We start from the raw sequence: 22,818 nt of genomic DNA, 5'->3' as shown, positions 1-22,818 counted from the left end.
TGGCGCGGGCGATGACACGAACGGCGGCAGGGCGGGTACGTAGCTCTGCATGACACCTGAGCGACCTGACCCGGTGGTGCCCACGGCCACGTACCGGCTGCAACTGCAGCCCGAGTTCCCGTTCGGGGCCGCGGCGGCCGTCGTGCCGTATCTGGCCTCGCTCGGCGTCTCGCATCTGCATCTGTCCCCCGTCCTGGAGGCCGTGCCGGGCTCGGGGCACGGCTACGACGTCGTCGACCACGCGCGCGTGCGTGAGGAACTGGGCGGCGAGGAGGGGCTGCGGGCGCTGGCGCGCACGGCGCGCGAGCACGGGCTCGGCCTGGTGGTGGACATCGTCCCGAACCACATGGCCATGGCGCCGCGCCACAACCGCGCCCTGTGGGAGGTGCTCCGCGAGGGCCCGAAGTCGCCGTACGCGCGCTGGTTCGACATCGACTGGGAGGCCCAGAACGGCCAGGTGCTGCTGCCGGTGCTCGGCGGGCCGCTGGGCGAGGTGCTCGGGGAACTGCGTGTCGACGGTGACGTCCTGCGCTACTACGACCATGTCTTCCCGCTGCGCGAGGGCACCGAGGACCTGCCGCTGCCGCACCTGCTGGACGCGCAGTGGTACCGCCCGGTGTGGTGGCGGCTGGCCCGGACCGAGCTCAACTACCGGCGGTTCTTCAGCATCTCGGAGCTGATCGGGGTGCGGGGGGAGGACCCGGAGGTGTTCGAGGCCACCCACGACAAGATCCTCCAGCTGCTCCACGAGGGCGTGATCGACGGGCTGCGCGTCGACCACCCCGACGGTCTCGCCGACCCCGACGACTACCTCCGGCGGCTGCACGAGGCGACCGGGGGCCGCTGGACCGTCGTGGAGAAGATCCTGGCCGACGGTGAGCGGCTGCCGGCCTCCTGGCCCGTCGCGGGCACCACCGGCTACGACGCCCTGCGGCACGTGGACGGGCTCTTCACGGACCCTGCCGGGTTCGGGGAGCTGCTGGGGCAGTACCGGCGGTTCGCGGCCCCGCAGACGGACCGGGGCGGACAGTGGGAGGCGACGGTGCGGCGGGCGGCGTACAAGGTCCTCACGCACGAGCTGGCGACCGAGACCGACCGGCTGGTGCGGGTGGCGGCCCGGTTGTGCGCGACCTCGCCGGAGCCGGCACTGCGCGACCGCGCGCCCTGGGCGCTGCGCACCGCGCTGCAGGAGCTGCTCGTGCGGATGGAGGTCTACCGGCCGTACGAGTCCGTCGACGCGGCGGCCGTGGTCACCGAGGAGGCCGCCGCCGAGGCCCGGCTCGCCTTCGCCGTGCCCGAGGAGGCCGGTGCGGTGGACGTCGTACGGGACCTCGTACTGGGGCGGTACGGTGGCGGGCCCGCGCAGGTGGAGTTCCGGACGCGGTTCGCGCAGACCTCGTCGGCGCTGCGGGCGAAGTCCGTGGAGGACACGGCGTTCTACCGCTACGTGCCGCTGCTGTCGGCGACCGAGGTGGGCGGGAATCCGGGCGGTCCGGCGCTGTCGCCGGAGGAGTTCCACGCGTACTGCGCGCGCGTGCAGCGCGACTGGCCGGTGACCGGGACGGTCGCCTCGACGCACGACACGAAGCGCAGTGCCGACGTCCGGGCGGCGCTGCACGTGCTCACCGAGTGCCCGGACCGCTGGGCGGACGTCCTGGCCGAAGTGACCCGCACCGGCGAGGGCGTGCCGGACGCGCAACTGGCGTGGGCGGCCTGGCAGACGGTGTTCGGGCTCGGCCCGGCGTCCGGGGCGCGGGAGCGGGTGCAGGGGGCGCTGCTGAAGCACGTGCGCGAGGCGGGCCTGTTCACCAGCTGGACCGAGCAGGAGCCGCCGTACGAGGAGGCGGTGGCGGGGTTCGTGGCGGCCGGGCCGTGCGGAGCGCCGGGTGAGCGGGTAGCCGCGTTCCGGAACTCTCTCGGCCCGCACATCCGGGCGAACGTGCTGGGCACGGCCCTGGTCCAGCTGACGATGCCGGGGGTGCCGGACGTCTACCAGGGCACGGAGGCCGAGTCCCGGACGCTGGTCGACCCCGACAACCGGCGGGCGGTGAGCTTCCCGCCCGAGGAGTCCGGCGGGACGTCCGCAGAGAAGATCGCGGTGACGCGGGCGGCACTGGGGCTGCGGGCACGACGCCCCGACGCCTTCGGCGACACGGCGACGTACCAGCCGCTGCCGGCGCAGGGCCCGGCCGCGGCCCACTGCCTGGCCTTCGCCCGCTCCGGAGAGGTGGTGACGGCCGTGACCCGGCTGTCGCTCCGGCTCGCGGAGGCGGGCGGCTGGCAGGACACCCGCCTGCCGCTGCCGCCGGGGCGCTGGGCGGACGCCCTGGCACCGGGACGGGAGTTCACGGGCCACGCGCGCGTGGAGGAACTGTTCGAGCGGCTGCCGGTGGCGTTGCTGGAGCGGGTGGCCGACTGAGCCCGGACTGCTTGCGGCGCGGCAGGGCGGCAGGCGGGACGGGCTGGGCAGCGCGACAAGGCGCGCTGGACAGCGGGGCAGGGCTCGCGGGCGCGCTGGACACGCGAGCACAGCGGCGCGGCGCACGCGCCTGAGCCCGCGCCGGGGCGGCCGGCCGGCCCCTGGCCTCGCGGCGTCACGCACGCGCGGCCGCCTCCCATGCCCTGCTCAGGCGGCTCAGGCGACCGCGGGCCCCTCCTCAGGACAGTCCTCGTATGCGCGCAGCGGTGCCGCGGAGGCCACGCGTGGGTGGGGCCAGGCCGAGCGCAGCAGGGTCACGAAGGCCTCGGCCGCCCCGGTCGGGGGCAGGCGCGAGAAGACCGTCAGCGTGCGCTTCCAGGGCGGGTCGGGGGTGAGGACGACACAGTCCTCGCCGACCGCGTCGCGCACGAGGTGCGAGGGCACGGCGCAGACGCCAACCCCGGCGGCGGCCATCCGTACCGCAGTGGAGCTGTGCTCGGTGAACACGGCGGTGCGCGGGGTGAATCCGGCCCGGCCGCAGGCCCAGTCGAGGAACCGTTCGCCCTGGACGACGGGTTCCATGGCGCAACGCACCCAGGGGCGGTCGGCGAGTTCGGGCAACGTCACCGTCGTACGGCCGGCGAAACGGTCGTCGAAGGGCACCACGAGGACGATGTCCTCCTCGCCTACCGCCGCGACGGTCCCCGGCCAGTCGGCGGGTGCCGGACCGACGGCGAGGTCGGCCGCGCCCCGTTCGACCTGTTCCTCCAGTGCCTGCGAGGAGGCGTACTCGTGGAGATGCAGCAGCACGCGCGGATGGGCGGCGCGCCAGCGGGCGAAGACGTCCGGGAGGACACCGACCGCGACGGAGTGGACGGCGGCGACGTGCAGTTCGCCGCCCTCGGCACCGGCGGCGGCGCGGGCCGCGCGGCGGGCCTGCGCGGCGCTGCGCACGGCGAGTTCGGCGTGCGGCCGGAAGGCGCGTCCCATCGGCGTCAGGCGTACGCCGCGCGGCATGCGCTCCAGGAGCGCGCCGCCGACCGACCGTTCCAGGGCCTTGATCTGGTGGGAGAGCGCCGGCTGCGAGACGTGCAGCAGCTCGGCCGCGCGGGTGAAGGACGCCTCCTCGACGACGGTCAGGAAGTACTCCATCTGCCGCAGGCTCATGATCGGCCGCCCTCCCATAAAGGTCCTGCATCGATTCCACAAGAACATTGCCTTGGACTCATGGCAAGGGCCGGACGGACGCTGAGGGCATGAACTCACCGGACGTCATCGTCATCGGCGGCGGCACGGGCGGTTACAGCACCGCCCTGCGCGCCGCGGCCCTCGGTCTGGACGTCGTGCTCGTCGAACGGGACAAGGTCGGCGGGACGTGTCTGCACCGCGGCTGCATCCCGAGCAAGGCGATGCTGCACGCGGCCGAACTCGTCGACGGCATCGCCGAGGCACGCGAGCGCTGGGGCGTGAAGGCGACGCTGGACGCCGTGGACTGGCCGGCCCTGGTCGCCACGCGCGACGACATCGTGTCCCGCAACCACCGGGGCGTGGAGGCGCATCTCGCGCACGCGGGCGTGCGGGTGGTGAGGGGCAGCGCGCGGCTGACGGGGCCACGCTCCGTTCGGGTGGCGGGCGTGGACGGTGAACCCGGCGTGTACGACCTCTCCGCGCGCCGTGGGGTCGTGCTCGCGACCGGCTCACGGCCGCGCACGCTCCCGGGGCTCGCACCGGACGGCCGGCGCGTGGTGACGAGCGACGACGCGCTCTTCGCGCCCGGGCTCCCGGCGTCCGTGCTGGTGCTCGGAGGCGGTGCGATCGGCGTGGAGTACGCCTCGTTCCACCGCTCCCTGGGCGCCGACGTCACCCTCGTGGAGGCCGCCGACCGGATCGTGCCGCTGGAGGACGCCGACGTGAGCCGGCATCTCACCCGCGGTCTGAAGAAGCGCGGCATCGACGTGCGGGCCGGCGCCCGGCTCCTGGACGCCGAGGTCCTCGACGACGGCATACGCGCACGCGTGCGTACCGCCCGGGGCGAGACCCTCACGGTCGAGGCCGAGCGGCTGCTCGTGGCGGTCGGGCGGGCCCCGGTCACCGACGGCCTGGAGGTGGCCGCCGCGGGCCTCACCACGGACGAGCGCGGTTTCGTCGTACCGGCCGACTGGGACCGGCTGGAGACGGCCGTGCCCGGCGTCCACGTCGTGGGCGACCTGCTGCCGCCGCCGTCGCTCGGACTGGCCCACGCGTCCTTCGCGGAAGGGCTGTTGGTGGCCGAGACGCTGGCGGGCGTGCCGTCCGCGCCCGTGGACTACGCGGCCGTGCCCCGGGTCACGTACTCGTCGCCGCAGACCGCGGCCGTCGGTCTGAGCGAGGCCGAGGCACGCGCGCGCGGTCACGAGGTGGAGGCCGACAGCATGCCGCTGACCGCCGTCGCGAAGGGCATGGTGCACGGGCAGGGCGGCATGGTGAAGGTCGTCACCGAGGCCGGCGGCGGACGCGTGCTGGGCGTGCACCTGGTGGGGCCGCACGTGTCGGAGATGATCGCCGAGAGCCAGCTGATCGTCGGCTGGGACGCGGAGCCGTCCGACGTGGCCCGGCACGTCCACCCGCACCCGACCCTGTCGGAGGCGGTCGGCGAGGTGTTCCTGACCCTGGCCGGACGCGGGCTGCACCAGCAGTGACACCGCGCCGGCGACGCCACACGGGCGGCGGTGACGCACACCCTCCGGCGCGCCCGCCGCGCACCCGGCCGGCCATGCTTCCGGGCGCCCCCTGGAGCCTCCCCCGTCGGGCCCTTGACACCGCACCATGGCCGTGGGGTACTGCGATGGCGAACTCGGGCGGATATGACGGGGGTGAGTGTCCTGCCGGAGCTGCACTACCCGACGGTGGCCGAACAGGTCTCAGCCGCCCGGGCGTTGACCTCTCGTCGGCCCGGGCTGTGCACCCTGCGGCAGGTGGGTGCCTCGCGTGCGGGCAGACCTCTGCACCTGCTGTCGGTGGGCCGCGCCCGCCGCGCCGTGCTGGTGGTCGCCGGCGCGCACGCCAACGAACCGACCGGCTCCTGCACCCTGCTGGCACTCGCCCGACGGGTGCTGGAACAGCGGGAGTTGCGCGACGGCATCTCCTGGCACTTCCTGCTGTGCGCGGACCCCGACGGGGCGAGCCTGCACGTGACGCCGGCGCCGCGCAGCCTGTTCGACTACCACCTCGGCTTCTTCCGCCCCGCCGGCCCGGAGCAGCCGGAGTGGGCGCCGTCCGTGCTGCCGCCCGACCGGCTGCCGCCCGAGACCCGGGCCCTGACCGGCGTCATAGACGAGCTGCGCCCGTACCTCCAGGTGACCCTGCACGGCACGGACCTGGGCGGCAGCTGGGTGCAGTTGACGAGGGACGTGCCCGGGCTGGCCGAGCCGTTCGCCAAGTCCGCGGCCGAACTGCACATCCCGGTGGAGACCGGCGCCTCGGACGCCGCGGGCTGGCCCGCCTCCGGGCCGGGCGTGCACGTCATGCCCCCGCCGGAGGCCGGGCCCGCGTACCCGAGCCTGCCGGACGACGCGCGGCACAGCACCTGGTACCACGCCCACCGCTACGGCGGTCTGACCGCGGTGGTCGAGGTACCCATGTGGGCGAGCGACCTGGTGGACGACCCGGCTCCGCATCCGGCCCCGGCGGCGGCGATCGGGCGGCTCGCGGGCAGGCTGCGACGGGACGCGCTGGAGGTGACGCGGGTCCTCGACGGCGCGCTGCCCCGGCTCGCGGACCTGGACGGGCCGTTGCTGCGGGCCGCGCGGTGGGGGCTGGAGCTGGTGCCGGGGCTGGCCGACGACCTGGTGCGCACCCCGCCCGCCGACCGCACCCGGGCGTACGTCGGCAGCGTGGACGCGTTCGCCCGCCGGGTGCCTTTGCGGGCGGCGGCGATGCTGCGGCGGGTGCTGCGCGGGACCGACGACCGGGCGGCCGGGCAGCTGGAGGAACTCGTGGCGACCTGGAGCGACGCGTTCGCGGAACGCTTCCGGGCCCGCTGGGTGCCGTTGGAGCACCAGGTCGAGCACCAGTCACGCACGGTGGTCGCCGCGGCGCTGCACGCACGCGAGGGGACGGCGTAGGCACCGGCCCCCCGCGTCGTCATGGCGGCGTCACTCCCGCTGCATCGGCAACGCCGCCCCCGGCTCCCACCCCGGCTCGCCCGAGCGGGAGCACGCGCGTGTGTGCCGCGTAGCCAGTTCGAAGGCGGCCAGCACGACGCGCGCCTGGTACTCCGCCTGCCGCGCCACCGGGATCCAGCGCGCCCCGCAGTCGTCGCGGTAGTCGGCGCACCACTCGTCGATCAGCCGGTCCAGCTCCGGAAGCACCCCCGGCGGGTCGTGTCCGGCGGCCCGCACGAGCTGGTGCAGGAGCCCGGCGGTGCGCAGGGCCAGCCGGCGCCCGGAGATGCGCAGGGCGGCGAGGTGGGCGGTGCTCAGCGGCGGCAGGGGGTGGGCCGCGCCGTCGCCGGTGTCGGGGTCCCAGGCGTCGGCGAGACCGGGGCAGACCAGTAAATAGTCGTCGACCGGGGCGAGCAGACGCGCCGCGTCGGGCACGGCGGCGAGGTGCGGCCGGATGCGGGCCAGGAGGTGCCGCAGGAGCCCGGTGTCGTGGCGCAGGGTGCGGCTCACGGCCCGCAGCACCGCGTCCCGGTCGGCGGGCGGGGAGCCGTCCGTCACGGACGCCACGCCCCACATGGGCGCCTCGACGACCGCGGTGACGGTGCCGTGCCGGTGCGGGTGGAACCACGTCGACTCGACGGCGGCCTCCGTGATGGCCGCGGCCAGGCCGGCCGGGCGCGGCGGCGGGATCCGGTAGACGGCGGGTCCGAGGCCGGGCCAGTACAGGGCGTCGTAGGCGCCGAGTTCGCGGGGGATGCCGAGCCGGGCGGCGATGTGGGCGAGGCGCCGGCCGAGGCCGGGCAGGTCGTCGGTGAGCTCGACGAAGCCGCCGCCGACGTCGACGCCGTGCAGGGAGCACTGGAGGAACGGCCGCAGTTCGTCCTGGACGTCGAGCAGGGCGCGGGTCTCCGGCAGGGCGGCGCCGGCCGCACCGTCGGGCAGCCACTCGGGCTGCTCCAGGAAGCCGGGCCGGAAGAAGTTCCGGAAGTACTGGCCGAGTGTGTACGGGCCGGTCAGCCAGCCCTCGTTGCGGCGCAGCCCGTCCGGGTCGAGGGACAGCAGCAGGTTCCAGGTGGCGTCGGCGCCCTCGGTGAGCCGCGGGTCGGCCAGCGCCCGCTCGGCCAGGCGCAGCACGGTGGCGCCGCCCACGGGTTCGTTGGCGTGGGGTCCGGCGACGACGAGGGCCTGACGGCTGCCGTGGCCGACGGAGAGCAGCCACAGCGGCGTGCCCGCGCGGGATGTGCCGATCCTGCGCAGCCGGGCGTCTCGCGGGTGGCGGGCGACGAGCGCGGCGGCCCGGGCGCCCAGTTCGTCGACGGTCGGGTAGTGCAGGAGGGGCGGCAGGGCACACCTCCCCGATGCGGTGCCGTCGCTTCACCAGCTGTACATGGCGTAAACACAGTCAGTCACGACTTCAGGGGTACGTCAACACCGTGGAACGCAATGGGTTTTGAGCCACTCCCCAAGGAGCGACAGCCGGTAAATCAAAGGCCAGAGCTAAGGCATGGCTCGGTTTCCGGTCAGCCGACCGCGTCGGCGGTGATCGGTCAGCCGGCCGACAGCCGGAACGTCATCCGCCCGAACCCGACCTGGTCGCCCTCGCGGACGACGGCCGCGCCGACGACGCGCCGGCCGTTCACCGTCGTGCCGTTGGTGGAGCCGAGGTCGCGCAGGACCCACATGCCGCCCTGGTGGCGGAGTTCGGCGTGGACGCGGGAGACCGTCTCGTGGTTGAGGCGCAGTCCGCTGGCGGGGTCGCGGCCTATGCGCAGCGGGTGGCTGTGCGACGGGTGCGGCAGCAACAGCTTGGGCAGGCGCTCGGCCTGCCAGGCTCTGCGCAGCCGTACGGTGAATCCGGAGACCGCCTCGACGCTGCCGAACACCAGGCGGGAGAACCGGCTCTCCGTGGGCAGGTCGGCGGTGAGCACGGCGAGCTCGTCCGGGCGGCGGGCGGCGAGCGCCAGTTCCATGCGGCGGATGAACGTGTCATGGGACAGGCGGCCCATGGCGACGCCGTCACGGAGCACCTTCAGCGCCCTGTCGCGCTCCACGTCGGAGAGCCGCGCGGGGTAGGTGTTGAACTCGAAGGACGACGTCACGTTCGTGATTGTCGGGCAGTGCGGCCGGGCTGTCCAGGAAACGGGAAAACGCCCGCCACGCGCGCGTACCTGCCGAGACCCGCCGCAAATGGGTGGATGCACCAGCGGATTGATCGCGTTTGACGCACCATGGACGGGCTACATCACGGTGAGCAGACGAAGGGGAACCGTCCGTGCAGTTCGAGGTGTGGGCACCGCAGGCAGGCCGTGTGACGCTCCAGTGCGACGGCGTCACACGCGCGTTGGAACGCGATCCGGAACGGGCGGGATGGTGGCGGGGCGAGGCGGACGCGCGCGACGGGTCCCGGTACGGCTTCGCGCTGGACGACGGTCCCGTACGGCCCGATCCGTGCTCGCGCCGGCAGCCGGACGGGCCGGACGGGCTGAGCGCGGTCGTCGACCACGAGCGGTACGAGTGGCGCGCGCGGTGGCGTGGCCGGCCGCTGCCCGGCGCGGTGCTGTACGAGCTGCACGTGGGCACGTACACGCGCGAGGGCACCCTGGACGCGGCCGCCGAGCGGCTCGGCCATCTCGCCGAACTGGGCGTCACGCACGTGCAGCTCATGCCGCTGTGCCCCTTCCCGGGCACGCACGGCTGGGGATACGAGGGCGTCTCGCTGTGGGCCGTGCACGAGCCGTACGGCGGGCCCGAGGCGCTGAAACGCTTCGTCGACCGGGCCCATGAACGGGGCCTCGGCGTGGTGCTCGACGTGGTGCACAACCACTTCGGCCCGTCCGGCAACTACCTGCCCGTCTTCGGGCCGTACCTCACCGACCGGCATCACACGCCCTGGGGCGCCGCGGTCAACCTGGACGCGCCCGGCTCGGACGAGGTGCGCGCGTTCCTGATCGGCAGCGCGCTGGCGTGGCTGCGTGACTACCGGATCGACGGACTGCGCCTGGACGCGGTGCACGCGCTGGTGGACACGCGCGCGCTCCACTTCCTGGAGGAACTGTCGACGGCCGTGGACGCCCTGGCCGCCGAGGTGGACCGGCCGCTGTTCCTGGTCGCCGAGACGGACCTGAACGACCCGCGGCTCATCACCTCCCGGGACGAGGGCGGCCTCGGGCTGCACGCGCAATGGAACGACGACTTCCACCACGCCCTGCACACCACGCTGACCGGCGAGTCGCAGGGCTACTACGCCGACTTCGCGCGCGCTCCCCTCGCCGGGCTCGCCAAGACCCTCACCGGCGGCTACTTCCACGACGGGACGTACTCCAGCTTCCGGGAGCGGCACCACGGGCGCCCCCTGGACCGTACGCGGGTGGCCGGGCACCGCCTGCTCGGCTACAGCCAGACCCACGACCAGGTGGGCAACCGCGCCCAGGGGGACCGCCTTTCGGCCCTGGTCTCCCCCGGGCTGCTGGCCTGTGCGGCCACGCTGACCCTGACGGCTCCGTTCACGCCGATGCTCTTCATGGGCGAGGAGTGGGCGGCGGGCACGCCCTGGCAGTTCTTCACCGACCACACCGACCCGCAGCTGGCGGACGCGGTACGGCGGGGCAGGCGGCGGGAGTTCGCCGCGCACGGCTGGAAGGAGGAGGACGTGCCCGACCCGCAGGACCCGGCGACCCGGGACCGCTCCTGCCTCGACTGGTCCGAGCCGGAACGCGAGCCCCACGCGCGCGTGCTGTCCTGGTACCGGCAGCTCCTCGCCGTGCGCCACGAGCAGCCCGACCTGACCGATCCCGACCTCGCCGACACCAAGGTCGCCTACGACGAGGAGCGCCGCTGGATCGCCTTCCGGCGCGGGGACGTCCTCGTGGCGGTGAACCTGGCGCCGGAACCGGCCGCCCTGTCGCTCGGCGTCCCGAACGCGCGCGTGCTGGCCGCATGGGAGCCGGTGGAGACCCCCGGGGCGGACGGGGTGGTGCGGCTGCCCGCGGAGTCGGCCGTGGTGCTCGTCCAGGACTGAGCGTCAGGAGGGGTCAGCCGAGCTTCGCGTCCTGCGCCTCGATCACGGGCGCCAGGAGGCCCGGTCGCGCGATGAAGGCGCCGCCCACCGCCGTGTAGACGGCGATGACGTCCGCGTGGCGTACGACGGTGGTGCGGACGGGCCTCGACGCGCCGCCCTCGACCGTGATGACCCCGCGGTAGGCGAGGGCCTCGTCGCCGACCGCGGGGGTGTCCTCGGGCTCGAACGGGTCGTACAGCTCGCTGGTGCCGTTCGCCTTGGCGGTGAAGCCGAGGGAACAGCCCTGCACGGCGTCGGCGAGGAGGGTGTCCATCGCCGTCACCGCCCTGCCCTGGTCGTAGGCGGCGAGGGTGACGTAGATCCGGGTGCCGGGGGCCTCCTCGGTCGTGACGACGCGGCTCAGGAAGGCCTGCGGCCTGCCGAGGGGCAACTGGTGCGTCATGGCCGCCAGCGGCGTACAGGGCGCGTCGCCGGTGATCTCCTGCGCGGACCTGGCGAAGACGGACTTCCCCTCGGCCGGGTCGAACTCCCGTACCGAGTAGCCGGTGCCGAGGTCGGCCGGGGCGACCAGGAGCCTGGTGATGCGTTCCGCCGGGGTCGGCTGCCGCGCCGGGGAAGCCGTGGCACCGGGCGTGGCCCGGGCGGCGGTGCCGGAGCAGCCGGTCAGGCACGTGAGGGCGGCGGCCAGCAGGGACACGGCCGCGACGGTGCGCTTCATGGGCGGAGGATAGCCGTACGACGCACGGCAGCCCGCGCCGCTACAGGGCGTCGTCCGTGTGCCGCAGGTCCGTGACCCGTTCCAGCAGGATCGGCTCCCAGGCCCGGCGCAGCTGCGTGCGCAGCGGGGTCAGCCGACCCGTGCCCCGGCCCGTGAGGGCCTCGGCGAGGTGGACGACCGTGTCGCAGCGCGCCAGCCACAGGCCGCGCAGGCAGGGGCGGGCGCCGTAGCCGGCGAGGGTGGCGGCGCGTACGGCCGCGGGTGAGCCGACGGCGAGCGCGAGGCCCGCGATGTCCTCGGCCGGGTCGCCGACGACCGCGCCGGCCCAGCCGAGGACGCCGCGCACGCGTCCGTCGGCGCTGACCACGAGATGGCCGCCCGTGAGCGCGTGGTGGGTGAGGACCGCAGAGCCGGACTGCGCGGCGAGCTGGGCCGCGGCAGGCGCCGTGAGCTGGTTCAGGCGGGCGGCGTCGAACTCGTCGGCGCCGGCGAGGCGTTCGGCGGCGCGTACGGCGGCCCGGCGCAGTGCCTCCAGGGAGCGCGGCGCGGCCCGCGGCACGCCGAGGGTCTCGGCCTGCCGGACCGGCACCTCGCGCAGCCCCGAGAGCAGTCCGGCGAGGTCGGCCTCGCCGACGGCGGACACGTCGTGCTCCTCGCCCGAGCCGCCCGGCAGCTTGGTGTCCAGCGTGTAGGTCAGCCCGGCCGCCCACTCGCCGTGCGCCACACTGACCGGCACCGCCACCGGGACGTGCGGACGGACGAGGTCGCGCAGGCGCAGTTCGCGGCGCTGGCGCACGGTGGCGTCACGGTCGGGGGCGAGGCGCAGCACATGGCGGGTGCCGACCCACCAGGTGGCCGGGGCGGCACCCTCGGCGGCGGGCCGGACGTCGGGGCCCCTGCCCTGCTCGGGCTCCTTGCCGCCCCTGCCCCTCTTGCCTTCGTGGCCCTCCTTGCCGCCGTCCTTGAGCAGGGAACGGACCAGCCGGCGGACGGTGTCCGCGGTGGGTGTCGGTGCCTGGGTCATGGTCGCGCCGTTGCCGTTCGGGAGGCGTGTGGTGGACATCGGTGCCGTCACTCCACTATGACCAGCTCGCGGGAGGTGGTGTTCAGACGCCGCCCGCCGTCCTCGGTGACCGTCACGATGTCCTCGATGCGCACGCCGAACCGGCCGGGCAGATAGATGCCGGGTTCCACGGAGAAGCACATGCCGGGCACGAGGGGCCGCTCCTCGCCCTCGATCATGTACGGCGGCTCGTGGGTGGTGACGCCGATGCCGTGTCCGGTGCGGTGGATGAAGTACTCGCCGTAGCCGGCGCCGGCGATGACCGCGCGGGCGGCCCGGTCCACGTCCTGGCAGGCGGCGCCCGGCCGCACGGCCCGGAACCCCGCCTCCTGGGCCTCGCGCACGGTGTCGTGCACGCGGCGTTCCTCGTCGGTGGGTGCGCCGACGTGGACCGTGCGGGAGGTGTCGGAGCCGTAGCCGTCCTTCAGGCCGCCGAAGTCGAGGACGACCATGTCGCCGCGTTCGATGACGCGGTCGCCGGCCTCGTGGTGCGGGTTGGCGCCGTTCGGTCCGGAGGCGACGATGGTGAAGTCGACCTGCTCGTGGCCGTGCCGGCGCAGCAGCCGGTCGAGGTCCGCGGCCACCTCGGATTCCCGGCGGCCGGCGAAGGGGACGTTCCGGATCTCCTCGAACGTCGCGTCGGCTGCGGCTCCCGCGGCCGTCATGAGCTCCAGTTCCGCCGCGTCCTTGACGGCGCGCAGCATCGGCAGGGCCTCGGTGAGCGACGTGTAGGAGCTGCCGGGCAGGGCCTGCTGCAAGGCCAGCAGGTGCAGGGCCCAGGCGTTGTCGCTGATGCCGAACCGGCCGGTGGCGGCGAGCAGGGCGGCGGTGGCGGCGTAGGGGTCCTTGCCGTCCGTCCAGTCGCGCAGGGCCAGGGCGGGCGCGCCGGGCGCCTTCTGCGCGTCCGGGGCCTCCAGTGCGGGGACGACGAGGACGGGGTCCTGCCCGGCGGCGAGGACCAGCAGGGTGAGCCGTTCGGTGACCGCCGGGGGCGTGTAGCCGGTGAGCCACACCAGGTCCGGTCCCGGGGCCACCAGCAGGCCCGCGAGCCCGGCCTCGGCGGCCGTCCGCGCGGCGCGCTCCATACGGGCCCGGTAGTCGTCGGCGGTGAAGGACGCGGCCGTGCTTCCGGTCATCCGGGCCTCCCAGGGACGGACGAAGGGGCTACGGGCAGCATCCTGCCCGGCCGGAGGGGGCGGCGCGAGCGATCTGCGCACTTCGCCCGAGCATCGGTGCTCATGGCAGAGCATTGGTCAGACATCAGGAGTAATGCTTAGATGCTCGACCCCCATCAATCGTTTCACCTTGAGGCGCATCCTGGGACTGCGCGACGGCTCACGAGCCACTTCCGGGTGGTCACGTGACGACAGCCGGTACGACCGTCAGCTGCCGGTAGCCGCCGCTGCGGTGCCGCACGGTCAGTTTCACCTCGGTGCCGGGACGGGCGCGGGCGACGGCCCGGGCCAGGTCGGCGGCCGTGTCGATGCGGGTCGTGCCGAAGACGAGGAGCAGGTCACCGCGCACCAGGCCCGCCTCCTGAGCCGGCCCGGGGACATGGAGCCCGACGACCAGGGCCCCCGGCTTCCCGGCGTCCATGACCTCCACGCCCAGGGTCACGGCGGCGGGCGCGGACACGGCGGCGGACGGCGAGGGACCGGCCGGCGACGGCGTGTGCCGCCCTCGCGGATCGATGCCCGCGCCCTTGCCGATCACCGTGGCGCCCATCGCCCCGAGGCCGATCCCGGACAGGACCAGGACCACGCCGGCGAACCCGGCGAACAGCACGTTGAGCAGCCGACGCCAGCGACGGCGGGCGGTGCGCGGGCGGGGCCGTGACGGGCCGGACCCCGTCGCCGGCGCCGTCCCGTCGGGCTCCTGACCCGGCATCGGCTTGGGTCGCAGCGCGCTCTGATGCGGAACGATCATGGCTGGTGCTCTACCCGGCACTCCGGCGCGCGACGAGCCACGAACGAGTGAGAATGGTCCGGCCTCCCTGCCGCCGGGGATGCCGGAACGACGGCACGGCTCGCACCGCACCCCGGCGTTCCGGATGCGGTGCGAGCCGTGGTCGCGGGGCCGGCCAGGCCGGTCAGCCCGTGTGACCCTCTCCGTGGCCGCCGTGGGCACCGCCGTGGTCGAACTTCAGTACCTGCGCGGGCATCACGACGAAGGGCCGCATCATGCCCATGTCCTCGTGCTCCAGCAGATGGCAGTGGTACATGAACCGGCCGTGCGCGCCGTCGAACCTCCCCATGACGCGCAGCATCTGGTTCCCGGGCACCCGGAAGATGTCCTTCCAGCCGAGCTCGTCGGGCGCGAGCGGGAGGGATGTGCCGGCGTCGTACCGGATCGGCGCGCGGGTGCCGCCCACCGCCGGGTCGAAGCCCGACACGTCGTAGGCGTCACGGCCCAGGAGCTGGAAGTCGGCCAGGTGGATGTGCATGGGGTGGACGATGGGCGCGAGGTTGAGGAAGCTCCACTGCTCGTGGCTGCCCTCGGCGATGGTGTATCCGAGGCGTCGTTGAACGTCCGTAGTCAGGGTCGGCGGGAGCTGCGGGTGCAGGCGCACCCAGGCGGGGCGCAGGGCGATCTCGGTCTCGCGCAGGACGTCGCCGGAGGCGGGACGCAGCACGGGCGGGACGGGCAGCGGCGCGACGTACGGCGTCAGTTCGGCCGGTGCGGGTGCCGGTGCCTGGTCCCCCCGTGTCCAGGGCGTCGGCCGGCTTGTCGATGATGTCGGTCAAGGTGATCCCCCCCGTGTGGTGCGTTGTCTGTTCCTCTCACTCAGGAAGACCTCCGGCGCACCACCGGGGGTTCCGTCATGTCCCGTTCCGAGTAGATCTGGCCGGAAAGCGCCGCCTCAGCGGAAGGCGGGTACGGGCACGGCCGGCGGCCGGTCCGGGAGGAAGCCGTGGGCGCGTCGGGACAGCCACTCGTCCTTGTAGCGGTCCACCTCGCGGTGCCAGTTGAGGATGCCCGCCATCCAGTTCCGCAGGTCCGTCACGTACGTCCCCATGGCCGCGCGCGCCTCCTCCGTGAGCTGGAAGTCGTCGTACAGGATGGGCAGTTCGTGCTCGACGACGTGCTCGAACTGGCGCATGCGCCGGCTCATCAGGTCGTGCACGATGCCGAGCCCGGTCGGGTAGTCGCAGCCGAAGAAGGTCTGCACGACGAGGATCGCGTTGTGGATCTCGCCCTCGAACTCGATCTCCTTCTGGTACGAGAAGACATCGTTGAGGAGGCACGCGAAGTCCATCGCGGCGTTCTCCAGGGAGCGGACCGGGCCGCTGCGGTAGACCTCGGGCGGGACGGCCGGGCCGTGTCCCATCCGGCACAGGCTCAGAGTGAGGTCGGAGCCGAAGGTCGCCCTGCGCATCTCCAGGTAGTCGACCGGGTCGGGGACGCGGTTCTGGAGCTGGTTGGACAGCTCCCACACCCAGCTCTCGGTCATGACGTTGATCGCGTCCTTCAGGGTGCGCCGCGCCTCGGGCGTCATCTCCGCGGTGGTGCGCAGCCACAGGTCGAGCAGGCCGCGCTCCATGGCGTTGGCCGGGAGCAGCGGCTCAGCGCCGTCGACGGGCATGCAGTCGGACAGGCGGGCCGTGGTCAGCCGGGCGGCGGCCAGGTCGCGGCGGTGGCCGTAGACCAGTGGGTAGTAGTCGTCGCCGTAGGTGCCCCAGGCGAGCCACTGCGCGCTGAGGTCGAGGGCCTCGGGCGTGGCGTCCGGGTCGAGGCCCGCCGAGCAGAGCGCGAGGTCGTAGGCGCGGAGCTTGTCCTCGTCCCAGACGCCCTCGGCGAGGATGCCCATCCGCTCCACCCAGTCGCGCAGGTTCCGGCGGGAGTTGTCGAGGTGCGGGCTGAGCTCCAGCGGGAACGGCATGCGGATGTCGGGGATCTGCGACGGCCCGACCTTCTGGTACGGCACGTGCGTGTAAGAGCGCAGCCTCTCGGCTCCGGCCGTCGCGAGCAGGGCGCGGACGTCGGCGGCCGAGGTGCCGAAGCCCGAGCATCCCGGCCACGGGCTGCCGCCGCGCACCGCGTTCTCGTTCATGTAGCGGCTGGAACGCAGATGCCACTCGTGGCCGCCGGACTGCCAGTCCTGGAGTCCCTTGGTGTACGCCGCCACGGCCGCGACCTCGCCGGGGGTGAGGCCGTTCTCCAGGGCCACCGCGGGCACTTCGGTGAACGCCGTGTGCTCGAACTGGTGGAGGCGGGACGTGAGGACGTCGTTGACGGTGTCGGCGGCCTCCTGGGTGGTGCAGCCGAAGAAGGTCTCCAGGACGAGCACGCCGTTGCTGTTCTCGCCCTCGTCCTCTACCTCCCGCTGGTAGGAGAACAGGTCGTTGCGCAGGTGCACGGCGTCGGAGAACGTCTCCATGAGCACCCTGAGCGGCCTGGACTCGGCCACGGACGCGGGTACTTCGGCCGTCGCGTACTCCACGAGGCCCGCCGACCAGGGGGCGCCGCCCACCTTGCGGCGCATCTCGATGTACTCGACGGGGTTGGCGATCCGCCCCTCGTTGATGTTGGACAGCTCCCACAGGGACTCGTTCAGCAGGTGCTCGGTCGCCACGGCGAAGCGGCGGCGCCAGTCCTGCGACATCGTCGGCACCGTCCGCGCCCACAGATCGGCGAGGCCCGCCTCGACCGGGTTCTCCGGCTCCGGTACGGGAGTCGAGAGGTCCAGCGGCATGAAGAGGGGCAGCCGGTCCAGGTGGGCCTTGCCGGCGACGCGGTCCTGGCTGCGCTTGTACTTCTCCAGGAAGTGGTCGTCGAAGAAGAAGACCCACACGTACCAGTCGGTGATGAGGGAGAGGGCGGGGCCGTCGCAGTCGGGGTGGGTGTAGGCGCAGAGCAGGCCGTAGTCGTGCGCGTCGAGGTCGGCCTGGTCCCAGACGCCGGAACCCTCCAGCATGCCCATCTCGCGCGCCCACTCGGTCGAATGGGCCCGGGCCTCGTCGAGATGGGGGTTCAGCCGCGCGGGATGCGGCATGTAGAAGTGCGGGAGTTCGAACGGCTGCGTCATGGCCGGGCCCTACCCGGCGCCTCGCGGCGGCATCCGCGGGGCCGGCCATGATCACACCATCGCGTGAATCGGGGTCGAATGCGGGAGTTCTCGCCGGAGCAGGTGGGAGACCCACCTGTCAATGACGTCCGTCAGTTCTAGACCCAGGGTGTCCGGACCTGGATCAGCGCGTGCGTGCCGCTGGTGCGCCAGCGCTGTTCCTCCGCAGCGACGAGTTCCGCCTCGGTGCGGGGGTCGAGGCCGGTGATCACGTCGGACTTGAGGGTGCGCAGGGCGGCGACGGGGCCGGGGAAGTACGCGGTGACGTCGGGGAACGGCGTGGTCGGGGCCCAGAGCCGGTCGCCCACGAGGCGGCGGTAGTTGAGGTCGCCCTTGACGACGGTGAGCGTGGCCGAGGCGAAGTCGGCGCGCAGGTCGGCGGGCATCGCCTCGTACGGCAGCGGGGCGCAGGAGAAGGGGTGGGCGCGCAGGGTCAGGCGGCCGTCGGCCAGGGCGGCCCACAGGCGCTGTCCGTACTCGGCGGCCGCTCCCCCGGCACGGGTCAGCCGGCGCAGGGCGTCGACGACGTCGGCGGTGGTGGCGTCGGAGACGTAGTACGGGTAGGGCTTGACGTGCAGGACGGCCCGTCCGATGCGCCCGTGGGCCAGGAGGTGGGCGATGAGGAGGAGGTCGGGGACGAGTTCGCGGCCCGCGTTGTCGGCGACGAGGCACAGGGCGCCCGTGCCGGCGCTGCCGAGCAGGGCCCACAGACGGTCGCTGTCGTCGGCCACCAGTCCGGGGGCGGCGTCGGCGGCCCGCGCGCCTTCGGCGGAGAGACGGAAGCCGAGGTCGGCGCGGTTGCCCCAGAGGGAGCCGTGCAGCAGGGCCTGTGCCTGTTCGCCGGCGGGCCGGCCGGCGAGGTCGTCGAGCGCGGCCAGTTCCTCGTCGGTCTCGCGGGAGTCGAGTTCGGCCAGTTTGAAGGGGCGGAAGGGGTCGATGCCCTGCCAGGGGCCGGGGCCGAAGTAGCCGACGGCTTGGAGCAGTCGGCGGTAGAACCAGCTCTCGGACCAGAGCCACGGCACGTCGAACCAGGACCGGCCGGCGTACTCGCGCAGTCCCCAGGTCTCCCAGAGGTCGCGGTCGTGCGCGTCGGCGGGCAGCGGTTCGATCTCGCCCTTGGTGCAGTTGGCCAGCAGGGCGTCGAGCGCGCGGTGCTGCCAGGGCTCGTAGGGGAAGGCCTCGCGCACCTGCCGGATGATGGCTGGGTGCCGCTCGGCGAGCACGCTGTGGGGGAAGGGAGCCCGGCTGGTCGCCGAGGAGCACGGGTGCGGAGGGGATCTCGGGCATGCGGCTCACCGTAACCCGCGGGCACCCCACCCCGGCCAGCCTGACGGGCGCCTCGGCCGGGTCCGTTCGGAGCGTCTTGCCCGAGACCGTCAGACCGGTGCCAGTTCGCGTTCCAGGCGGGCCGCCAGGCTCAGGTAGCGGGCGCGGCGGGTGACCGGGACCAGGCCGCGGATGAGTATGTTCCACATCTCGGCCGTCCGGCGGGGCTGGCGCGCGACCGGCTCGCGGGAGCGGCCCACGACCCGGGTGCCGACGAAGAAGCAGACCAGGGAGTGGGCCACGACGTCGATATCGATGTCCGGGTGGACGTCGGCCTCCTTGACCGCGCCGACGAGCCGGGCCGTGACGATGTCCAGCCACTCCGTGAACGGATGGCTCAGCGGCGGCCGGGGCCGGATCTCACCGGTGGCGAGCCGCAGTCCGGCCCTGAGGACCGGGTCCTCGACGGACATGCGGGTGATGCCGAACGTGAGGCGCATCAGTGCCTCCAGGGACGTGTGGCCCCGATGGTCGGTCTCCGCCGCCAGCCGGCGGGCGGTGTGCGACTGGAGTTCGAGGATCGCGTGCGCGAGATCCTCCTTCGCCGCGAAGTGGAAGTACAGGGCGCCCTTGGTGACCTGAGCGTGCTCCACGATGTCGCTGAGACTGGTCGATTCGTAGCCGCGACGGTCGAACAGGTCAGCGGCGGCCGTGATGATCGTCGAGCGGGTCTGCTCGGCTCGCAACTGCCTCGCCATCGACTGAACTCTCCTGGGACGGAAATGAACGGGTCATGCCGTTTGTTTTTACCCCCCGTACACGATAACTCACCCTCAGACGGCGCACACCACACCAGTGTGCCGGAGTGCGGGTGCACATCCGGCAAAACAATCGCAACTGGTGAAAGAAAACAGCGCGTTCGGTATCTAACTGTGGGGGTTGTGCGGCCGCACGTAAAGACGGGCCGGCCGGTGCCCCATCCGCACCGGCCGGCCCGCCCGCTCGTGAGCTGCCCGTTCAGCGTCCTCGTCGACGGAGGACCGGGAGATTCAGAAGGATCAGAAGGTCAGCTTCCAGCCGTTGAGCGTGCCGGTGTCCTGCGCCGCGGTGTCCTGGACGCGCAGCTTCCAGGTGCCGTTGGCGCTCTCGCCGGAGGCGTTCACCGTGTAGGTGGTCTTCACGTCGTCGGCGGAGTCCGAGGCGGCGGACTTCAGACGGTACGCCGAACCGTCCGGCGCGACCAGGTCGATGACGAGGTCGCCGCGGTAGGTGTGGGTGATGTCGACGCCGACCTGGAGGGCGGAGGGGGCGTTGCCGCTGCGACCGGTGACGCTGATCGGCGACTCGATCGCCGCGCCGTTGTCCGGGATGGCGACGGCGGTGGTGCTGGAGAAGGTCGTGCCGGTGGACGAACCGCCCTTGACGGCCTGGACCGTCTTCACGGCGTCCGCGAGGCCGGCGCCGCAGCCGCCGGAGCAGGTGCCGGGCAGGGGACGGGCGTTGGCCTTGATGGCCGACTCGATCTGGGCCGGAGTGAGGGCGGAGTTGGCCGACTTCATCAGGGCGGCGAGGCCCGCGACGTGCGGGGTGGCCATGCTGGTGCCCTGGTAGTAGGCGTAGCTCTCGCTCGACGGCGTCTTCGTGCCGGAGTTCAGTGTGGAGAGGATGCCGTTGGCGGTGGAGGTGCGGGTCTCGCCGCCGGGGGCGGAGATGTCCACGAGCGAGCCGTAGTTGGAGTACGAGGCCCGGCTGCCGGCGCGGTTGGTCGCGGCGACCGCGATGACGTTGTTGCAGTTCGCCGGGGAGGCGCCCGAGACGTTCTGGTTCTCGTTGCCGGCCGCGACGACGACCGCCGTGCCGCGGTTCACGGCGCCGTTGATGGCGCTCTGGGTGGCGCTGGAGCAGGCACCGCCCCCGCCGAGGCTCATGTTGATGACCTTGGCGACGTTGGTGTTGGCGGGCACGCCGGAGACGGTGCCGCCGGACGCCCAGGTGATGGCGTCGATGATGTCGGAGTCGTAGCCGCCGCACTTGCCGAGGACGCGGACCGGGGAGATCTTCGCGCCGTGGGCGATGCCGGCGATGCCCTTGCCGTTGTTGGTGGCGGCGGCGATGGTGCCGGCCACGTGGGTGCCGTGCCAGGAGGAGCTGGAGGCCGGGATGCCCTGGCCGCACTCGTTGTCGTTGTACCAGTCGCCCGGGTCGGCCGGGTTGCTGTCACGGCCGTTGCCGTCGACGGAGACGGCGGTGTCGGAGATGAAGTCGTAGCCGCCGACGATGTTCGCGGCCAGGTCGGAGTGGGTGACGTAGCCGGTGTCGATGACGGCGACGGTGACCCCGGTGCCGGTGGTGGTGTCCCAGGCGGCCGGGACGTTCATGCCCGCGGTGGACTCGAACAGGTCCCACTGCTTGCCGTAGTCGGTGTCGTTCGGGGTGGCGGTCGGCTTGTTCAGGCGGTCCGGCACGACGTAGGCGACCTGCGGGTCGGCCTCGTACTGGGCGACGACGTCGGCGACGTCCGCCCGGGCGGGGTTGGTGCCGAGGTCGACGAGGGCGGCGCCGGTGCCGAGGCGGCGCTGGAAGTCGACGTCCTCGCCGGTCTTCTCGGCCTTGGCGGCGGCGTCGGCGGCGGCGGCCTTGTCGGACTTCGCCTCGGAGGCACCGGACTTGTAGCCGACGATGAGCCGCTCGGCCGGGGTGCCGGGGGCGGCCTCGGTCCGGGCGGCCGGGACGGCGGCGGGCCCGGGGGCGGTCTCCTGGGCGACGGCGACCGAGGCGGGGGCGGCGGTCAGCAGGGCGGCGGAGACAGCGGCGACGGATATCAGCTTCCGTCTGAACTCTGGGGAGATACGCACGGTCGTTGCCTTTCGTGGCCGGACTCCGGGCTGGGCGGAGCGGCGGTGGATGCGCTTCGTCGCTGAAGCGGAGGGGGGTGGTTCGAAAGAGCGACGCGATGGCCGGCCAGGCGTGTGGGGAGCGACCCGTTCGGGGTTACCTGTGGGTCAGCTGTGGTCGAACGATAGGCAAAGGGCAGGTCATCGGGATACGGGGGAAACCCTCGATCCGGCCGGAAACCCACCCTCTGTGGCGGGCAGTTGGGCGCGGTACGGCGGGCAGTTGGCGCGAATGGCCCGCTTTTCGAACAAGTCGTGGCGCGGTGAACGCGCCGGGCCGGTTGCCCGTATTGCACTACCGACCGCTCCATTGCACTACCGACCGCTCCGGCCCGGCCGAGGAGACGAAAGACGGATGCCCCGTACGACCGCACACCGCGCCTCACTCGCGGCCGCACTCGTGACCCCGTTGCTGCTGCCGCTGTGGGCGGCGGGACCGGCGCGGGCGCACGGTGCGCCGACGGATCCCGTGAGCCGGGTGGTGGCCTGCTCCCCCGAGGGCGGTGACCGCGCGGGCTCGGCGGCGTGCCGCGCGGCCGTCGCCGCGAACGGCGCGCCCTTCACGGCGTGGGACAACCTGCGGGTGGCGAACGTGGGCGGCCGGGACCGGCAGGTCGTCCCCGACGGGAAGCTGTGCAGCGGGGGGCTGTCCGGCTACAAGGGGCTCGACGTCGCCCGCGCCGACTGGCCGGCGACCAGGATGACGCCCGGCGGGACGCTGACCATGCGGTACGTCTCGACGATCCCGCACACCGGCACGTTCCGGATGTACCTGACGAAGCCCGGCTACGACCCGGCCGGGCCGCTGTCCTGGTCCGACCTGCCCGAGAAGCCGTTCGCCGAGGTGACGGACCCGGCGCTGACGGACGGCGCGTACCGCCTCGAGGCGACCCTGCCGTCCGACCGGAGCGGGCGGCACGTGCTGTACACGGTCTGGCAGAACAGCAGTACGCCGGACACCTACTACTCGTGCTCGGACGTGGTGTTCCCGGACAAGCCCGAGAAGAAAGACGCGGACCGGCCCAAGGCGAAGGAGAGGGAGAGGGAGAGGGAGAGGGAGAGCGCCCCGGTGGTCTCCCCCTCCGGATCCCCGGCAGCACGCTCCACCGCGGTGGCTTCCCCCGTCGAACCCCCCTCCGGCCCGTCCACGCCCATGCTGGCGGGCGGCGCCGCTGCGGTGCTGGTGCTCACCGGCGGCGCCGCCCTGGCGGCACGGCTGCGTCGGCGCTGAAC

General features: G+C 73.4%; 15 protein-coding genes and 2 pseudogenes. 5 read left to right on the top strand and 12 right to left on the bottom strand.

The genetic code is table 11. The features are described from left to right. Window positions 1-49: 49 nt before the first annotated feature. Window positions 50-2,419, top strand: a complete 2,370-nt coding sequence (gene treY / locus QF034_RS32310; protein WP_307178222.1) for a malto-oligosyltrehalose synthase — start codon at window positions 50-52, stop codon at window positions 2,417-2,419. Window positions 2,420-2,635: 216 nt separating this feature from the next. Here treY and QF034_RS32305 read toward each other — a convergent pair whose 3' ends face one another. Then, complete coding sequence (locus tag QF034_RS32305; protein WP_307178221.1) at window positions 2,636-3,586, bottom strand: LysR family transcriptional regulator; 951 nt, start codon at window positions 3,584-3,586, stop codon at window positions 2,636-2,638. An 89-nt stretch (window positions 3,587-3,675) separates the two neighbouring features. Between QF034_RS32305 and lpdA the strand changes: the two genes are divergently transcribed. Continuing rightward, window positions 3,676-5,097: a dihydrolipoyl dehydrogenase gene (gene lpdA / locus QF034_RS32300; RefSeq protein WP_307178220.1), complete on the top strand. Its 1,422-nt coding sequence runs from the start codon at window positions 3,676-3,678 to the stop codon at window positions 5,095-5,097. 174 nt (window positions 5,098-5,271) lie between these two features. Beyond that, window positions 5,272-6,522 (top strand): M14 family zinc carboxypeptidase, encoded by a 1,251-nt coding sequence (locus QF034_RS32295; protein ID WP_307178219.1) that lies wholly within the window; start codon window positions 5,272-5,274, stop codon window positions 6,520-6,522. Window positions 6,523-6,552: 30 nt separating this feature from the next. Here QF034_RS32295 and QF034_RS32290 read toward each other — a convergent pair whose 3' ends face one another. Next, entirely contained in the window at window positions 6,553-7,905 is a 1,353-nt protein-coding gene (locus tag QF034_RS32290) for a M14 family zinc carboxypeptidase (protein WP_307180024.1), read from the bottom strand. A gap of 203 nt (window positions 7,906-8,108) precedes the next feature. Further along, window positions 8,109-8,660: an FHA domain-containing protein gene (locus QF034_RS32285; protein WP_307178218.1), complete on the bottom strand. Its 552-nt coding sequence runs from the start codon at window positions 8,658-8,660 to the stop codon at window positions 8,109-8,111. Window positions 8,661-8,833: 173 nt separating this feature from the next. Here QF034_RS32285 and treZ point away from each other — a divergent pair, with 173 nt between their 5' ends. Continuing rightward, window positions 8,834-10,579, top strand: a complete 1,746-nt coding sequence (gene treZ / locus QF034_RS32280; RefSeq protein WP_307178217.1) for a malto-oligosyltrehalose trehalohydrolase — start codon at window positions 8,834-8,836, stop codon at window positions 10,577-10,579. A gap of 13 nt (window positions 10,580-10,592) precedes the next feature. Here the strand turns inward: treZ and QF034_RS32275 are convergent, their stop codons facing one another. From QF034_RS32275 to QF034_RS32235, 9 genes and pseudogenes are all read right to left on the bottom strand, one after another. Further along, a complete protein-coding gene (locus QF034_RS32275; protein ID WP_307178216.1) occupies window positions 10,593-11,297 on the bottom strand; it encodes a hypothetical protein in 705 nt (234 codons plus the stop codon). Window positions 11,298-11,337: 40 nt separating this feature from the next. Next, window positions 11,338-12,321, bottom strand: a complete 984-nt coding sequence (locus QF034_RS32270) for an aminoglycoside phosphotransferase family protein (RefSeq protein ID WP_307180023.1) — start codon at window positions 12,319-12,321, stop codon at window positions 11,338-11,340. A gap of 47 nt (window positions 12,322-12,368) precedes the next feature. After that, the gene (locus QF034_RS32265; RefSeq protein WP_307178215.1) at window positions 12,369-13,496 is read right to left on the bottom strand and encodes an aminopeptidase P family protein; all 1,128 of its coding nucleotides are present in this window, start codon (window positions 13,494-13,496) and stop codon (window positions 12,369-12,371) included. A gap of 220 nt (window positions 13,497-13,716) precedes the next feature. Continuing rightward, a complete protein-coding gene (locus tag QF034_RS32260; RefSeq protein WP_307178214.1) occupies window positions 13,717-14,286 on the bottom strand; it encodes a PDZ domain-containing protein in 570 nt (189 codons plus the stop codon). 163 nt (window positions 14,287-14,449) lie between these two features. Beyond that, a pseudogene (locus tag QF034_RS32255) lies at window positions 14,450-14,892 on the bottom strand (multicopper oxidase domain-containing protein); the annotation flags it as partial. 328 nt (window positions 14,893-15,220) lie between these two features. Next, window positions 15,221-17,386 carry a germacradienol/geosmin synthase Cyc2 gene (gene cyc2 / locus QF034_RS32250; RefSeq protein ID WP_307178213.1) on the bottom strand — a complete coding sequence of 722 codons (2,166 nt, stop codon included), beginning with the start codon at window positions 17,384-17,386 and terminating at the stop codon, window positions 15,221-15,223. 137 nt (window positions 17,387-17,523) lie between these two features. Beyond that, window positions 17,524-18,712, bottom strand: a pseudogene (locus QF034_RS32245) (damage-control phosphatase ARMT1 family protein). 89 nt (window positions 18,713-18,801) lie between these two features. Then, window positions 18,802-19,449, bottom strand: coding sequence for a ScbR family autoregulator-binding transcription factor (locus QF034_RS32240; protein ID WP_307178212.1), 648 nt, complete (start codon window positions 19,447-19,449; stop codon window positions 18,802-18,804). A 300-nt stretch (window positions 19,450-19,749) separates the two neighbouring features. Next, window positions 19,750-21,546 carry a S8 family peptidase gene (locus QF034_RS32235; RefSeq protein WP_307178211.1) on the bottom strand — a complete coding sequence of 599 codons (1,797 nt, stop codon included), beginning with the start codon at window positions 21,544-21,546 and terminating at the stop codon, window positions 19,750-19,752. Between the two features lie 394 nt (window positions 21,547-21,940). Between QF034_RS32235 and QF034_RS32230 the strand changes: the two genes are divergently transcribed. Continuing rightward, window positions 21,941-22,816 carry a lytic polysaccharide monooxygenase auxiliary activity family 9 protein gene (locus QF034_RS32230; protein WP_307178210.1) on the top strand — a complete coding sequence of 292 codons (876 nt, stop codon included), beginning with the start codon at window positions 21,941-21,943 and terminating at the stop codon, window positions 22,814-22,816. The last annotated feature ends 2 nt before the right edge of the window (window positions 22,817-22,818 follow it).

The organism is Streptomyces africanus, from assembly GCF_030816955.1.
Lineage (GTDB): Bacteria > Actinomycetota > Actinomycetes > Streptomycetales > Streptomycetaceae > Streptomyces > Streptomyces africanus.
This window is presented reverse-complemented; position numbering and strand designations above follow the sequence as displayed.

Coding starts and splice junctions, on each gene's coding strand:
- QF034_RS32270 (WP_307180023.1), bottom strand. CDS start 12,321: ATGACCCAGGCACCGACACCCACCGCGGACACCGTCCGCCGGCTGGTC.
- treY (WP_307178222.1), top strand. CDS start 50: ATGACACCTGAGCGACCTGACCCGGTGGTGCCCACGGCCACGTACCGG.
- QF034_RS32260 (WP_307178214.1), bottom strand. CDS start 14,286: ATGATCGTTCCGCATCAGAGCGCGCTGCGACCCAAGCCGATGCCGGGT.
- QF034_RS32275 (WP_307178216.1), bottom strand. CDS start 11,297: ATGAAGCGCACCGTCGCGGCCGTGTCCCTGCTGGCCGCCGCCCTCACG.
- QF034_RS32265 (WP_307178215.1), bottom strand. CDS start 13,496: ATGACCGGAAGCACGGCCGCGTCCTTCACCGCCGACGACTACCGGGCC.
- QF034_RS32230 (WP_307178210.1), top strand. CDS start 21,941: ATGCCCCGTACGACCGCACACCGCGCCTCACTCGCGGCCGCACTCGTG.
- QF034_RS32240 (WP_307178212.1), bottom strand. CDS start 19,449: ATGGCGAGGCAGTTGCGAGCCGAGCAGACCCGCTCGACGATCATCACG.
- lpdA (WP_307178220.1), top strand. CDS start 3,676: ATGAACTCACCGGACGTCATCGTCATCGGCGGCGGCACGGGCGGTTAC.
- QF034_RS32305 (WP_307178221.1), bottom strand. CDS start 3,586: ATGAGCCTGCGGCAGATGGAGTACTTCCTGACCGTCGTCGAGGAGGCG.
- cyc2 (WP_307178213.1), bottom strand. CDS start 17,386: ATGACGCAGCCGTTCGAACTCCCGCACTTCTACATGCCGCATCCCGCG.